Below are 15,556 nucleotides of genomic sequence, written 5' to 3' on the forward strand. Positions count from 1 at the left end.
TTCGGACAAAAGGCGTGTCTGGGAGTGCTGTTCGCAGGTGAATTGACGCCCATTCACACATCCTCTTCTTGCATCACCGCCCCTAATGTCCGCAATATGATTTTTAGGTCGGTTGCCAAATTGTGGTTTTGGGCATAGGCAATGTCTAAAGCGATGCGTTCTTCGGCGCTCATGTTTGCGCGGCCCCGTTTAGTCACTTGCCAAAGCCCCGTGATGCCTGCTGGCGCAAGAAAGCGGGCGCTCCATTCGTCGCAGGTAAGTTGCTCTGCCTCATAGATGGGCAATGGCCGGTTGCCCACGAGCGACATCTCGCCCCGCAGCACGTTGATGAGCTGCGGCAATTCGTCCAGACTGTATCTGCGAATAAATCGCCCGACTCTCGTGACACGCGGGTCATTTGCAATTTTGACAAACACAGCGCCGGAGCCGTTGTACTGATTGAGATGCCGCAGCTCAACGAGACGTTCGTCAGCGCCCACATACATGGACCTGAATTTCAAAAAATCAAACACTCGGTACCCTGCACCGACCCGTTTCGACCTATAAATAATGGGGCCTCTAGACTCCAGCGCAATGGCAATTGCGATAGGTATCCAGATGAAAGCGGAAAGCAGGATTGCCAAGAAGGCTCCTATAACATCGAAAATCCGTTTGGAAAGAGAAATGTGGAAGTCAAACTGCTCAGGGGAGGTGCCCTCCAAAAGTTTGGCCTTGAATTGATTGAGGAAATCGAGGCGGGCCTCCATGCGGCTCCATCGGATGGGAGCCATGTAACAATCGTCCACCCCGTTTTTCAACAACTCGGCTATGTCATATATGTCCTTTTCGGCGGAGAGTACCACAAGTGGCACAAAACGCAAATCTGGATGTGCTCTTAGCTGAGTTGCCAATCGAAATTCATCTTTGCGCAACCAATCTAAACGACAAAAAACGGCATAGGGAAGTTGGTATGTTTCGAGGCTCTCCACGCGCTGCGAAAGCCATCGAAAAGCTTGCAATGGGTTGTTGATGATTTCAAAACTATATGCGCGGTCGTGATGCGGAAATTCGAGAATGCTGGCATCGAAACTTTCGTCGAAGCCAACAAACAACATTTCACGAGATGTAAAAGATGGTGCTGAATGGAGGTGCGTGCTCATACGCATCAGAAGATTGAAGTGTTTGTCAATTGAACCGCAGACAGGACGTGGGTTTGAAGACTTAATTGGTCAGCTGGATGAGTCTGTTTTGCAGTTGCGTGGGGCTAAAAGGCTTCCGGAAATAATCGTGCGCGCCGAGCTCTTTGAATCTCAACTCTTCCTCATCGTTGCAAGAACCACTGATGACGATGACCGGGATATTGGCATATATCCCGCTATTGCGCAAGTTGAAAAGGAGTTGAAAGCCCGTCAAATCGGGCATCATGGCATCGGTCACAATCACATCGGGCACAAACCCTCGGCTCAAGTGGCTCATGGCTTCCAGCCCGCTTTTTGCGGCTGTCACCTCAAAACGTTTGGCAAGGAATGCTCCAATGACGCGGCGAAGGCTGTCGTGGTCTTCCACAAGGAGTATCTTTCGATTCACGGGTTGGATTTTTTAATCGGTCAATAAATGGCCGTCGCGCTGGGCGGCAGTGACGGGCCTTGGCTGCAGGCGGGGGGACACGATTAAAGAGTGGATTAAGGGTTGCACAAAGCACTATGCAACAGATTCAGATGTTGGCAAGCGAGTAAATGATTTTGCGAGGCGCTTCTTTTTTTACAAAGATAGTGCCGCCACACAAAAAAACAGGTGGTTTGCTCGGCGTTAAATTTTATGCAACTGTCTGATTTATAGTTGTTTTTTCTTGCCTCTCGATTAAACAGATAAAAATCAATCGCTTGCGCATGATGCTTCAAGCGCATAACTCAAATGTTAAATCAAGATTACTTTAAAAAACAAGTGAAATTTGCCCCTATTTTTTGCCGAAATACGGTTTGCCTGATTTGCAACCACCATTTCAGCCGTGTCGAATGGTGATTCGGAGGACAGCCTGTGCAGCCCTTGGCACATCATTTGGCAACCGCGTTCCGAACAGCATTTTGAATGAACATCTATACGCTCGAACTCATTTTCTGGATTGGACTCCTCGTCGTGTTCTACGCTTATTTGGGTTATGGCATCGTGTTGTGGGCCATGGTGGCGCTCAAGCGGATGCTGTTCAGGGCCAGACCTTTGGCAGATGCGCCCCTGCCAGAGGTCACATTCATCGTATGCGCCTACAACGAGGAGGACTGGATTGAGCAAAAAATCGCCAATTCATTGGCGATTGACTACCCGTCCGAACGCATCCAGTTCTGCTTTGCGACGGATGGCTCCAACGACCGCACCGCGGCGCTGGTGCGGCATTACCCTTATCCTGCCAGCACTCGGTGGATGCTGCTTCACGAGCCTGAACGCCGAGGCAAAATCGCTGCTTTTCAGCGAGCCATGCAATATGTGTCAACGCCTGTGGTGGTCAGCACCGATGCCAACACTTCGGTGAATCCGGGGGCAGTTCGGCTGATGGTGCGACATTTTGCGGACCCCACGGTGGGAGCGGTCGCGGGGGAAAAGCGAATTGCCATGGGAGAAAAAGCCGATGCTGGCAGTGCTGGGGAAGGGATTTATTGGCGATACGAAAGTCTTTTAAAAAAATGGGATGCCGAGCTTTGGTCGGTAGTGGGAGCGGCAGGAGAGCTGTTTGCTTTCCGCACCGAGGCGTACGAGCATGTGCCGCTGGATACCATTGTGGAGGATTTTTACCTCACCATGCGCATCGCTCAGAAAGGATGGCGGGTGCAATATGAACCCGAAGCCTACGCTGTGGAGACATCCTCGGCATCTGTGGCGGAAGAAATGAAACGCAAGGTTCGCATCGCGGCGGGTGGGTTGCAAGCGGTGGTGCGCCTCGCTCCCTTGCTCAATGTCTTTCGATATGGTGTGCTGACTTTTCAATATATCTCTCACCGCGTATTGCGCTGGACACTGGCACCGTTGCTGTTGCCGATTCTGTTTTTGGTAAATACATCCTTAGCTATGCGCGGCTTTCCCCTGTATCAGGTCTTGTTAGCAGCCCAGATTGTCTTTTACATCGCTGCGTTTGCAGGGTATGTGCTTGAGACTCGACACTTGAAAGCGAAGGCTTTTTTCATACCTTACTATTTCTGCATCATGAACTACTCCATGTACGCCGGGCTGTGGAGGCTGTTGCGCGGGCGACAATCGGTGTTGTGGGAGCGAGCCAAACGAGCCTGAGAGGAAGGATCAGCCATTCACGGCCGTTCGCATGGGCGCGACCGATTCGGGTTTCGTAATCAGTACTTTGTCAATTTTGCTTTTGTCCATATCCACTACTTCGAAGCGAAACCCATCTGTTTCGAGGTGCTCCCCCACCTTGGGTATGTCGCCCAACTTAAAAAGGATAAAGCCTGCGAGCGTTGAATAGTCTGCATCGGGGTCATCAAATTCTTTGACCGCGATGGTTTCGCGCAGTTCGTCAATGGGGATGGTCCCGTCCACAAGCCAACTGCCATCTTCTCTGCTCACGATGGCTTGTTCTTCCGTATCGTCAAGGTCAGGCAATGCGCCAAAGATATTCTCCGTGAGGTCGTGCAATGTAATGATGCCCTCAGTTGAACCATACTCATCCACCACCACGGCAAAATAGTTGCGTGCCTTGCGAAACCGCTCCAGTATTTTGAGCGAGTTCATCGTCTCTGGCACGAAGAGGGGCTGCGTTAGAATATCGCGCAGGTCGAAGCCCGGCTTGTTGCGACTGTCCACATAATCGCGGAGCTTGACCACACCCAATATGTTTTCAATGGAATCGTCGCATACGAGAAATTTGGTGTACCCACTTTCGTACACGATTTTATCATTTTCTTCCAATGACGCATTAATGTCGAGCCACTCCACATCATTGCGGTGTGTCATGATGGTGTAGGCATCGCGGTCAGCGAATCGCAGTATGTTTTGGATAAATTCACTCTCTTTTGTCTCCAACACGCCCTGCTGGTTGGCTAACTTGACCAACAGTTTGATTTCCTCTTCCGACACTCCTTGCTGTTCGTTAGGCTTTATGAATAGCATCCGCATGAACAGCTTGGTGGACCAACTCAAAAAAGCGGATATCGGACCTGTGACGCGCGTGATGAAGTTCATCACCGGGGCAAAGGCAATGGCGATGGCCTCTGCATGTTGGATAGCGATGTATTTGGGCGCGAGCTCTCCAACGACGAGCGACAAATAGGTAATAAGAGAAATTATGACTGCTACTGAAATCTGGTGCGCGTACGGAGCCAGCCCGGGGACGAGCAGCACCACAGGCTCAAGATACCTGCCGATGGTCACACCCGCATAAGCACCCTCCACGATGCTGATGAGTGTGATGCCGATTTGCATCGCGGAAAGGTAATTGTCTATGTTGTCCAAGAGATGGACTGCGATGGCGGCGTTGGCATTGCCTTTTGCTTTTTCGCTCTCCAGTCGGGAGCGTTTGGCAGTAAGGAGCGCGATTTCGCCCAACACGAGAAAGCCGTGCAGTGTGATAAGGACGAGTATTATGGCAATTTCCATGTAGATTGGGCTGGCGTCGCAGGGTTGATGGTTGCGGTTTGTATGCGCGGCATGAGCGACTCAGCAAATGCAAAATTTAGGGGCGTGGATTGGAAATCTGTCGCGCAATGTTTTGTTTTATCTGGGGCAAAATTACCGCGAATCCCCGATTTTTTGCAAAACATGCGACAAAACCCCACACGAGCCCGTAAAATTCTGTTAAAAAAGAAAAAAAATTTTTGTCAGAATACAATAACGCTCTACTTTTGACGGCACAATTCACTCACCGAATTTTCATTCGTCTCATTCAACAAAACGCATCTGCTTATAGGCTAAAACTTGTACACCGCTTAAATTCTGCTAATTTAACTGGTAAAACAGCAAAATCCGTTTGCTCATGCAAGTTATGCCGATGCTCAATGATCACGAGTTGATCGCCCGCTATGTAGATGGCGACGAACATTCCTTCGAAGTTCTGCTCAACCGCTACAAAGCAAAAATATACACTTCCATTTACCTTTTTGTGAAAGACCAGGCGCTCGCCGAAGATATCTTTCAAGAGGTTTTCATCAAAATCATTGACACGCTCCGCAGGGGCAAATACAACCACGAAGGCAAATTCGTGCAGTGGGCCATGCGCATTGCCTACAATATGTGCGTGGACTATCACCGTCGCCACAAGCGCCGTGCGCACATCAATCCTTCCGAAGATTTCGACATATTTGAGGTACTTCGCTTGAGTGACGATGGCCCCGACACGCAGATTATGCGCAGCGAGACGCACAACCGCATCCGGCAATTGGTAGATGCGTTGCCTGCGGAACAGCGCGAGGTGGTCATCCTGCGCCATTACGCGGACATGAGTTTCAAAGAAATAGCCTCGCTTACTCGCGTGAGTATCAATACCGCTTTGGGACGCATGCGCTACGCCTTGATCAATATCCGCAAAATGATGGCTGAACGCGAAGTGGTGCTTCAGTAAGCAGGCCAGTCGTTTTGGGGTTGAATAAATTAAGCCCCGGCATATTCCTATCGGATGTGCCGGGGCTTGCTATTTGTGCTATTCAGGCGGTTATTTCAGATCACCTGCCTGAATAAGACCTGAGTAGGAGACTGGAATCTCAAATACCAAGAAACTTCTACTCCTAATTCGCATAAAGGAACCGAAATTCACTTTAGAAGCGTCACGTCTCCCTTGCTGGTATAAAACTCGCCGTTCCCACATCTTGCTTGCAAATACCACGCATAAGAGTCTGGCGTGAGTTGTTTGCCATTGAAAGTGCCGTCCCATCCCCGAGCGTTTATATCACGGGTTTCATACACCTTTTCTCCCCAACGGTCCCAAACCACAAAGTATACTTCCGTGATGTCCAACCCTCGAACAATGAAAAAGTCATTGTTGCCATCATTGTTGGGGGTGAATGCTTTGGGGACGAAGATGTACGGCGGGGCACATTCGCCCGGCATGAAATAGACTATCACATTGGCGGTGTCAGGACAAAGCCCTTCGGCAATGGCCGTCACGGTATAAACGGTTGTTTCGGAAGGGGAAGCAGTAGGGTTGGCCGTCTTTTCCCCAGTTAAGGAGTTGGAAGGTGTCCAGTCATAAGTGATGTTGTTGCTATTGCTCACGACTGTTGCCAACAATTCGGTGGATTGGCCGGGGCAGATGGTGTCTTTCCCGATGTTTTCCGCTGTGACCGAGATGCTAATCACGTTGACGTTGAGTTGTTGAGTATCCGAACAGCCGAACTGGTTGGTTACTTTTACTGTGTAGGCCGTGCTAACATTGGGTGCCACAGTGGGGTTGGGAATAGAGGGAAGCGTTGGCATCCATTCGTAAGTCAATATGTCTTCGGGGTCCAAGTTGATTATCATGAGTTGGGTGCTATCTCCCTCGCAAATAGACCGATTTATTGGGTCAGCCAAAATGTCCGCAGCGGCATTGTTGACCTTGATTGAATCAATTGCTTTGCAACCTGCCTCGTTGATGGCTTGGACGTAGTAAATGCCATTTTTTTCGGGGGTAATGGTCAACGAATCGGTGTTGTTCGGATAAGGCGGATTGAAATCTGGATGCTGCGACCATACAAAAGTGACACCGTTGGTATTCTCGACCTTGATGGTTATCAGGTCATCGGAACATACGATTTGGTCGTCGGGCAAGCTGACGATAGCTGCTTCTTCGGGAGTTACAGTGATGGAATCAACCACGACGCATGGCCCATTGCCAATGGTGGCGACATACACGGTTGGTACAGGCGGCATCACATTAGGGTTAGGGCTGTTTGCATCGAAGTTGGGGTCATTTGGTGTTGAAACCCAAGTGTAGGTGTAATTCGGGTTGAAATCAGGGTTGAGTGCAACAGCTTCTCCCGGACAGAATGGCTCCTCGCTGCTGAGCGAGTCTCTCACCACCGCGATTTCAATGGGCATGGACGCAGTGCCTGTACAGCCATTCACATCGGTCACGGTCAGGTTGGCGATGATAGTGCCTTCATCGGAGAAGGTGATTATTGGGTTTTGCACGTTGGAGCTAGCACCAGTTGAAAATGACCAGTTCCAGCTGGCGATGGGGTAGAAATGGGTGGTCAAGTCGGTGAATTGTATCCGTGCTTGGTTGGTGCAACTGACATAGTTGTTGCCGATAGCAGCTACCACCGCTATTTCGGGAAGCACAAATATGGTAGTGTCATAAGGCAGCACACAGTTTTCTGTGGACGAGAATGTTACGACATATACACCCGATTCGGCGTAGATGTGGGTTGGGTTGAATTCTTCGCTTGTGTTGTTGTCACCAAAATTCCATGTGCCGGGCACATTGACTGTCTGACTGAACTTCACTTCCGTGCCATTGCAAAGGTCAATGGCAACGGCTCCTTCCAAAGAAATCGTGGGCAAACTTGTCACTTCGGTAGTGAGTGTTAATTCACAGTCGTATTGATTTTTCACCAACACACTGAGTGTGTAGCTGCCTGCTGGCCCGGTCACTGTCACAGAGGGGGTATTGGCCGGGGTGATGACCACATTGGGGTCGTTGGCTGTCCACTGGTAAGTCAGGTTGTCAGAAGGGTCGAGGTTAGTAACTGAAAACACCTTCGACACCCCATCGCAAGCAATAGAGACGGGGGTGAAGGATGCGCTCACGTCCACCCCGTTGCCACGCACCGATGCCTGTGCGGTTTCGGTGCATCCGTACGGGTCGGAAGCAACGACTGTATATGTGTTCAAGCCTTTTGCAATGAGCGTTATGTTAGCGTTTGAACCTACCTCGTTGCCAAGTTCATCCAGCCAAACAAAAGTGACCACATCACTTGTGGCAGTCAAAGCTACCAAGGTCGCGGAGGTGTCGCAAGTTACAATGGAAGTGTCCTGCACACTTAGGTTGATGGGTAGCACCCGAACGACTGTCCGCTCCAAGGTGTCTGTGCACAGGCCATTCGCAATGACAAGTTGATAGACGGTCGTCTCGCTTGGGTCTGCAATCACGTTCTTTTCGTCGGGGTCGAAGATTAGGCCCGTAGCCGGCATCCAAGTATAGGTGTTGTTCGGAGAGCCATCGGTCACCGTGATTAGGACTGGATTGTTTTCGCAGTCAACAGACGGAACGCTTACGGTTGCTGTGGGCGCTCCTTCTATTTCAAATACAGAGTCAATGACCGCCGTACAGCCAAAGGCAGAAGTTACTGTCAGCTGAACAGTGCCGGTTTCATCCATGATGAATTGCAGCGGCGGCGGATTTTGTTCGGTAGAGGTGGTGTCGCCCATGCCCCATGATATGTTCCAATTCCACGACACGATGGAGTCTTGGGATTTGTCCAAAAATTGGATTGTAATACCATCGGCTTCACATTCCAAAAGCATGAGCGCATAGTCCGCCACCGGGTTGGATAGGGCGGTGATATGGACCGAGTCTTTGGCCGTGCAACCCAGTTCATCCGTCACGGTTATGGTGTAGGTGCCAATGCCAAGGTTGGCGATATTGGGGCCGCTGACTGTGGTGCTGTCTGGATATGTCCAGACATATTGATATGGGCTTGTGCCTCCAGATGCGACAGCGGAGGCGCTGCCTGTCAAGTCGTCAGGGCAGGTAATGCCCATTAGATTTACGGAAAGGTCAACTTCCGTGTTGGCGCCAACGGTATCGGTAGCTGTGCCTGTGCATCCTGTGTTGACATCCGTTACGGTGACAAATACAATAGTGCCGGCCGCGATGCTGTCAATTTGTGGGCTATTGGGTTGGGGCTGAGGTTGCCATTGGTAATTATATACGCCTGTGGGCGGGTCAACAATGGCTGTAACGGTACCATTGTCAATACCGGGGCATAAAGCATTGGTCAAATTGAGATTAACCCCCAAAGAGTCAATAGCATACATGGTGACCTCCAAGTCGTGCTGGCAACCGTTTGCATCAAAAATGCAGACGTAATATGTGCCCGGCCCCAATCCGCAAGCAGTAGGGCCAGTGATGCCTAACGCTGGCCAGATGTATGTATATGGCGGTGTGCCGCCCACGCCTTGCACCGTGATACAGCCATTGCTGTCGCCACAAGCGGGCGAAAGGGAAATGACTTCCCCATCCAACACCTCAGGTATGTTGATGGTGTCGAAACTTGTCGCCACGCAGCCATATTGGTCATACACAGTCAATGAATAACTGCCTGCTGGCAGGTTCAATTGGTTTGGGTCGTTGCTGCCATTGCTCCAAACAAAGGTATAAGGAGGGGTGCCGCCCACGACAAATGAATTCAGCGCGCCGCCATTTGGGAAATAGGAACAAGCAATGTCAGTGGCAATGACTTCAACAATCAGCTTTGCCTGCTCGTTGAGCGTCACTGTTTCGGTGTAGGTGCAGCCTATCGCATCTGTAATCGTGATACCATATCCCCCTCCCGGCACATTGAGCAATGACTGGTTTTCAGCCCCCGTTTCCCAAATCCATGTGAAACCCGGATTAGTACCATACACCACCACATCTATGGAACCTGTTGGCTGACCTGCGCACAATGGCGGGAAATATGTGTATGCTGGCAAAAACTCGGCGGCAGGTGCCACATTGTATGCACCAATTTTTGCGCAGCCATTTGCGTCCGTCACAGTGACAAAATAGGTACCCGCCGATGAAACGGATATGGTTTGGGTGATTGCGGCATTGCTCCATTGATAAGCGTAAGGCTGTGTACCGCCAGTAGGGTTGGCGGTGATTGTCCCATTGTTGCTGGAGCAACTCAATCCATCTGTCGTAAAAGTAACTTCCAATGGGTCGGGCTGCTGCACCGCCACGTTGCCAGTTGCGGTTTGGCCATTCTGGTCTGTCACCGTGACGGAGACCGTTCCCGCTCCCAGGCCAAAAGTGGTTTGACCCGCTTGGTTGTTGTTCCATAGGTATGTGTATGGCTCAACACCCCCTGTGGCGGTCACGGTAGCCGTCCCGTTGGTAAACCCATGACAGGTTGGCTGAGAAGTCGTGAACGACAGCACTATCTGGCCAGAAAGGGTATTCAATGCCAGAAGCACCCATATTGCCGAAAAAAGGCCGTATTTCATGCGGAAAAGGATTTTCATATTGCAAAGTATGTTCATGGTGCGTTTGGGATGAACCAAAAAAGAGATTTCAAAAGGCTAAAAGGTTATTGGTGAAATGGTCTTTTTAGGAACCCAATTGGGCATTTAGTTTTTAAACATTCTGACTTCGATAATCTCTGCCCTGCGCTCGCGTGAAGCTTCGATGCTATACACGGAGCGTCGTTTGTCGCGGGCATCGTCGCTTACATGGGGAGGAGCGGCGCTTTCTCCTAGTGGCAACGTCGAGACTTTCAGTTGTCCGCTGCGAACGTATTGCTCAAAGATGCCGTCGTCATATTTCCTAAAATAATTACGAACGCTCGCTATGCGGCGCTGCGTGAGGGCCATGTTGTAATCGGAGGAAGCCAACGGGCTGGCAAATGATTTTACCATGATTTCGATGCTCGAGCCTCCTTTCAAGAACAGTCCGAGGTTGCTGGCAAAGACTTCAAGTTTGACGTAGCCTGTTTGCACCTCCTCATCGAAAAACTTGCCCAACTGTTCCACTGCTTGCTCTTTTTCAACGCCTTTCAGGGTGTTTGTGTACTGTTCGACGAATGCCGCCCGACGTGTCAGGTATCGCTCCACTGTTTGTTCGTAAGTCTGCGAAGTAGTGGTATAACGGGTGCGCGGGTCAGGCTGGTCGTTGTCGAAATAAAGAGTTATAGGCAGGTAGGCGCTCATGTTGGCTGGGCTTAGAAACAAGTTTTTGTACATGGTGGTACCTGCTTTGACGGCCCTTAATTCTTCTGCCGTCACCACAGCAGTATCTGGCAAAAACCCTTCTTTCTCCGCAATGACAGTAAACATCCTAAGCCCGCCTACTTCCATTTTGGATTCGTTGCTGTCAGAGCCAGTTCTCTTTTGTTCGGACACAACGCCGGGTATTTCATAAATCCGTACCAGCACATCAAAAAGCGGTTCCTTTGTCCATTCGTGAAAAGTTTTGACAGCCAACCCGATTTCTGGAACCAGATAGAGTTTTTCAACAAATTTTCGGTCGGCAGGCAGGGAGTTGGTCTCCACATACACTGTGTCTGGTTTGTAAAACTCTTTTTGCGCGATTACCATGTACTGCTGGCAACGACGAATAGCAAAATCGGCTTCGTTTTTATCGCCAGAGAATTTGGTGGCTGACGGCAGTTTTGCCGGAGCCTCCGTAAGCGTGAACACCACCTCGTCCAAAGGAGCTTCTTCTGGTTTGGCGAAGGCCAGTGTTTTGAGTTCGATGGGTAGATAGGTGGCTTTGTAGATGTCGTAGCAGCAAGCATCGCCCACGACGGCAGCCGATTCCTCGCGATTGGAGGTGAACAAGGCCATGTCGTCGTTTTGGGGAGCGTAGTAGAGGTCGTCGTAGCTACTGTTGAGCGGCACATCGAGGTGTTCAGGCGTTTGCCAGGTGTTGTTTGAAAATACGGATTTGTAGATGTCAAATCCGCCCACGCTTTGCCGTCCGTTCGTGCTGAAGTACAGCGTTTTATCTTTTTCGTAAAAAAACGGGGTCACCTCGTCGTTTGGGGTGTTGAGGGCAGCAAGGTTCTCCGGTTTGCCCACACTTCCGGTCAATGTCAGCGGTGCTTTCCAAATATCCAACCCTCCCAATCCGCCGGGGCGGTCGCTGACGAAGTAAAGCTCGTAGTAACCATCTTCAGCCACCCTGACGTGGGGCTGAGTGGTATTGTATCCCGGCACATTCACGACATCCGGTAGTTTGACGGCTGCCGCCCAGCCGGCTGATGTGCGATAGGTGAAGTGGAGGTCGCAAGAAAACCCTCCTGCGCCCACATAATCGCACTTGCTGAAAACAAGCACTTTGCCATCGGCACTGAAAGCCGTGTTGGCGGTGTGTCGTTTGGCATCGTTGAAATCGGCAAATACCCCGGCGGAACCATCGCTTGATTCCAACACCTTTGAAATGGGGCGCTTGGGGTAATTTTTGTCGCCCCATTCAATTTCACGAAAAGACGAATAAATCAACGTGTTGTCGCGCAGGGTAGCTGCGAAGTCGGACTGTGCTGTGTTGGGGGCCTCGTCGGGGAGCCGTTCCACGAGAATGCTTCGGTCGGGATTGGTGAGTCGTTCCAAAGCCCATATACATTGTTCTATGTCTCGTTCTGCCTCTTTGCGGAGCGGAGAGTTAGCCGTTGCCGTTGCGGTGTAGCGGCGATAGAGCCGGATAGCCTCGTCGTATTTCCCCAGATACTTTTTCACATTGGCTAATTTGAAAGAAGCGTCTGGGAATTTGCCGTTTTTATCTGCCTCGAGGGTTTGTTGAAGCAATGCCTCGGCCTGCCCGTAAGCGCCAAACTGGCGGGCGGCATCCGCATAGCGGTATGATACGTCGAGGCGATTTGGTTCCATTTCAAGGACTTTTCCAAAATACTGCATGGCGGCATAGTAGTCTTTTGCCCCCATGGCGTTGTCAGCAGCGTTTTCATAAGCTCGTGGCGTTTGGGCGCTGGCTCTCCCTACCAGCAACATCAAGGAGCACACCACCAAAGCGGCTCTCATTAACTTGTTCATGGCGATTATACATGGTTTGCCGGGCGGGAGACTGTGGGGAGTAAAATAAGGGTTCGTCTATATTCCTTTGGAGCCTCGCTTCACTTCCACCCCGATTATTTCCAATCGGCGCTCACGAGAAGCGCGTGGGTCGTAGATGGAGCGTCGCGGGTCTTTTACATCGTCGCTAATGTCTTTGGGGGCCAGGTTTTCGCCGTTGGGTTCGAGATTGATGATGATTTGACCATTGTCAACAAATTTCTTGTAAATGCCGCCGTCGTGCTTCAAGAAGTGATTGCGGACGCTCGCCACACGGCGGGAAGTTAGGTTCATATTGTACTGCGAGGCGGCACGCGGAGAAGCGAAACCTCTGAGGGTCAATACGATATAATCTCCACGCTCCATCATCTTGTAAAGGTCTTCAGAGAAAAAGAACAGTTTCTCCCAACCTGCACGCACCTCGCGCTCGAAGAAGTGTTCAATTGAGTCCAAAGCCGCTTGCTTTTCGGCACCATCCAATCCTGCGCTGAAATTTTCCATAAACTCTGGCTTGCGGCGATAGAAATCCACATAAGTAGGTCGGTATTCGCGGTCTGTGGTCGGTTTCATGGTGCGCTTGTCCGGCTCGTCGTTGTCGAAATAGAGCTTGATGGGCAGATACGCTTCGAGATAGAGCGGCCTGAGGCGCAACTGCTGTTCGATATGACGGAATGGAATACGCGGCAGATTTGTGGTGAACCGCACCGTATCACTCAAATAGCCATCTTTGGAGGCGACGATGAGATATTGGCGGTCGTAGCTGATGGTCGTTTCGTAGTATTTGGTGCCGGACGGATTCACATATTGCTCGGTGCGGCTGCCACCTTCTATTTCCATCAACCGATAGGTGACATCATAGAGCGTGTCGCGAGTAACAGCATGCAACGTATGCGCAACGAAAGAGATGCCTTTGGTCAAATAGACCTTCCGCTCGATGGTGATGGCATCATGTAGTTTTTCTGTGGTGACGACATCTGTGGAGTCTTGTGTGTACCCGTGTTTAGAGGCAAATGCTTGGTAGCGGTGTTCAAAGTCAATGGAATAGTCGTAGCGATTGGTGTCTTCCTTGACCTGCACCAATGATTCCAACGCCCCACCATCTTTGCCAGTGACAAAATTGCCGTTTTCCAAAAACCTACCTAAAGTATTAAGGCGCACAGTAGCTCCCGGAATAGGTTCGAGGGTTTCTTTGTCGAACACACTTACTATAAGGCGTGGTTTGGCTGGTTTCAAATAAAGTTTTTTGACCAACGTGTCTTTCCAGATAGTGGGGGGAGTCTCAAAGCGAACCGTATCAGAAGTAAAACGAGGTTTAGTAGCAATAATCATGTAAGAACGGCGCGGTTGCAAATCGAAGCTTTGAAAGGCACCCTCCAAAGCAACCGTGCGCTCGCGCACAATGGCGCCTTTGGCAGAATACTCCGTGAGCTGCAGGGTGGTGCCTCTCAACGAGTCGAGTGTTTCTTTGTGGAAGGTTACTGCCAACATGACGGGCTTTTCGATGGATGCTCGATAAATATCGTAACAACACGCTTGCTCGCCGGGAATCTCGCCTTTCTCATCCACCGTGAAGGCGTTCGAGCCTTTGCGGTTGGAGGCGAGATAACCGGTTTTGCCATTTTTCGTGACGGCAAAATATGCGTCGTGACCGGATGAGTTGATGGGTATGCCCATGTGCACGGGTTCATCCCAGCTTTCTCCATAACCCTTTGCTCGGTAGATATCAAAACCGCCGACGGTCTGCAAGCCATCGCTGCTGAAATAGAGCATGCCAGTTCCACTATGGAAGAAGGGCGTGATGTCGTTGCCCTTGGTGTTCAGCGCGGATAGATTGACTGGCTCTGAGAATTTGTCGCCTTCAATACGGCTGTACCATATATCCAAATTGCCTTTGCCGCCGGGGCGATTGCTGACGAAAAAGAGGGTCTCGAAAGAATCGCCATTGGCCCTGCCCACACTCGGGTGTGTGTTAGTGGAGTCTGGGTGATTGATGTGCGAGGGCAATTTGACCGGAGGCCCCCAAGAGCCGCCAGTCATCTTCCGCATATAAATATCGCAGCGGATTTTGGCTGTTTTGCCTACGAAATCGCAAATCGTATAGTACATCACATCACCATTTTCATTGAAAGTGACGTTGGTCGTGTGCCGATTTTCCTCATTGAAATCCACCATATTGGATACCAATGTGTCGCCGGGTTCTAAGGTGGCATACATGGTTTTTGTGAGGCGGCGCTTCGGATAGTTTTTGTCTTTTTCAAACTCGAACTTGTACGACGAGTAATAGAGCGTGTCGCCTTTGGCGCCTTTGGGGTAAAGCGAAAAGTCCGCGTAGATTGAATTGATGGCGTGCAGCGTGTCCAGAGGGGGCTGAGAATCCGATTCGGCGCTCAACAACAGCGCCCAATCGCAATTTTCAAGACCGCGTTCGGCGTTCTCCAACACCTGCTGCGTGATACCGACGGGGGTTTCGATGTAAAGAAACCGACGATATAGTTCTTTGGCCTCGGCGTATTTGCCGAGCAGGAATTTGGCTTGTGCCAATTTCACCAATTGCATCCCGTCGGATGTCACCATTCTATTGCCAACAATCCTTTCATAAGCGATTTCGGCTTGTTCTATCGCCGAGAATCGCATGGCTGCGTCGCCATATTTTTCCAATGCGGGCATTCGCAGGCTGTCGTATTCCAACACTCGCCTGTAATAAATCATCGCTGTGTAGTCATCGCCTTTGGCGACCGCTTTTTCGGCATCGCGTTCCAGCGAGTTGACGTTTTGGGCGCGGTCGTGGTCAGCGTTGATTCTGTCCGTAATACCGCTTTGGCTTTTGGCAGCCTGAACGGCCAAAAACATGATTACTATGGGGAAAAAAAGAAAGTGTTTAGCCTTCATGACG

The 15,556-nt window shown here is 50.5% G+C and carries 8 protein-coding genes; 2 read left to right on the forward strand and 6 right to left on the reverse strand.

All coding sequences use genetic code 11. The features are described from left to right. Window positions 1-53: 53 nt before the first annotated feature. Both KIS77_12070 and KIS77_12075 read right to left on the reverse strand, forming a co-directional pair. Window positions 54-1,139 (reverse strand): sugar transferase, encoded by a 1,086-nt coding sequence (locus KIS77_12070; GenBank protein ID MCW5923077.1) that lies wholly within the window; start codon window positions 1,137-1,139, stop codon window positions 54-56. Window positions 1,140-1,200: 61 nt separating this feature from the next. Beyond that, window positions 1,201-1,566, reverse strand: a complete 366-nt coding sequence (locus tag KIS77_12075; GenBank protein MCW5923078.1) for a response regulator — start codon at window positions 1,564-1,566, stop codon at window positions 1,201-1,203. Window positions 1,567-2,067: 501 nt separating this feature from the next. Here KIS77_12075 and KIS77_12080 point away from each other — a divergent pair. Beyond that, on the forward strand, window positions 2,068-3,258 hold the full coding sequence (locus KIS77_12080) for a glycosyltransferase family 2 protein (GenBank protein MCW5923079.1): 1,191 nt from the start codon (window positions 2,068-2,070) through the stop codon (window positions 3,256-3,258). A 9-nt stretch (window positions 3,259-3,267) separates the two neighbouring features. Here KIS77_12080 and KIS77_12085 read toward each other — a convergent pair whose 3' ends face one another. Next, window positions 3,268-4,578 (reverse strand): HlyC/CorC family transporter, encoded by a 1,311-nt coding sequence (locus KIS77_12085; GenBank protein ID MCW5923080.1) that lies wholly within the window; start codon window positions 4,576-4,578, stop codon window positions 3,268-3,270. A gap of 376 nt (window positions 4,579-4,954) precedes the next feature. Between KIS77_12085 and KIS77_12090 the strand changes: the two genes are divergently transcribed. Continuing rightward, window positions 4,955-5,539 carry a sigma-70 family RNA polymerase sigma factor gene (locus KIS77_12090; protein MCW5923081.1) on the forward strand — a complete coding sequence of 195 codons (585 nt, stop codon included), beginning with the start codon at window positions 4,955-4,957 and terminating at the stop codon, window positions 5,537-5,539. A gap of 188 nt (window positions 5,540-5,727) precedes the next feature. Here KIS77_12090 and KIS77_12095 read toward each other — a convergent pair whose 3' ends face one another. The 3 genes from KIS77_12095 to KIS77_12105 all read right to left on the reverse strand — a co-directional run bounded on the left by KIS77_12095 (window position 5,728) and on the right by KIS77_12105 (window position 15,552). After that, window positions 5,728-10,122 carry a gliding motility-associated C-terminal domain-containing protein gene (locus KIS77_12095; GenBank protein MCW5923082.1) on the reverse strand — a complete coding sequence of 1,465 codons (4,395 nt, stop codon included), beginning with the start codon at window positions 10,120-10,122 and terminating at the stop codon, window positions 5,728-5,730. A gap of 105 nt (window positions 10,123-10,227) precedes the next feature. After that, window positions 10,228-12,645 carry a PD40 domain-containing protein gene (locus KIS77_12100; GenBank protein ID MCW5923083.1) on the reverse strand — a complete coding sequence of 806 codons (2,418 nt, stop codon included), beginning with the start codon at window positions 12,643-12,645 and terminating at the stop codon, window positions 10,228-10,230. A 57-nt stretch (window positions 12,646-12,702) separates the two neighbouring features. Beyond that, a complete protein-coding gene (locus KIS77_12105; protein MCW5923084.1) occupies window positions 12,703-15,552 on the reverse strand; it encodes a PD40 domain-containing protein in 2,850 nt (949 codons plus the stop codon). Window positions 15,553-15,556 lie beyond the last annotated feature (4 nt).

Source organism: Saprospiraceae bacterium (assembly GCA_026129545.1).
Taxonomy (GTDB): domain Bacteria; phylum Bacteroidota; class Bacteroidia; order Chitinophagales; family Saprospiraceae; genus M3007.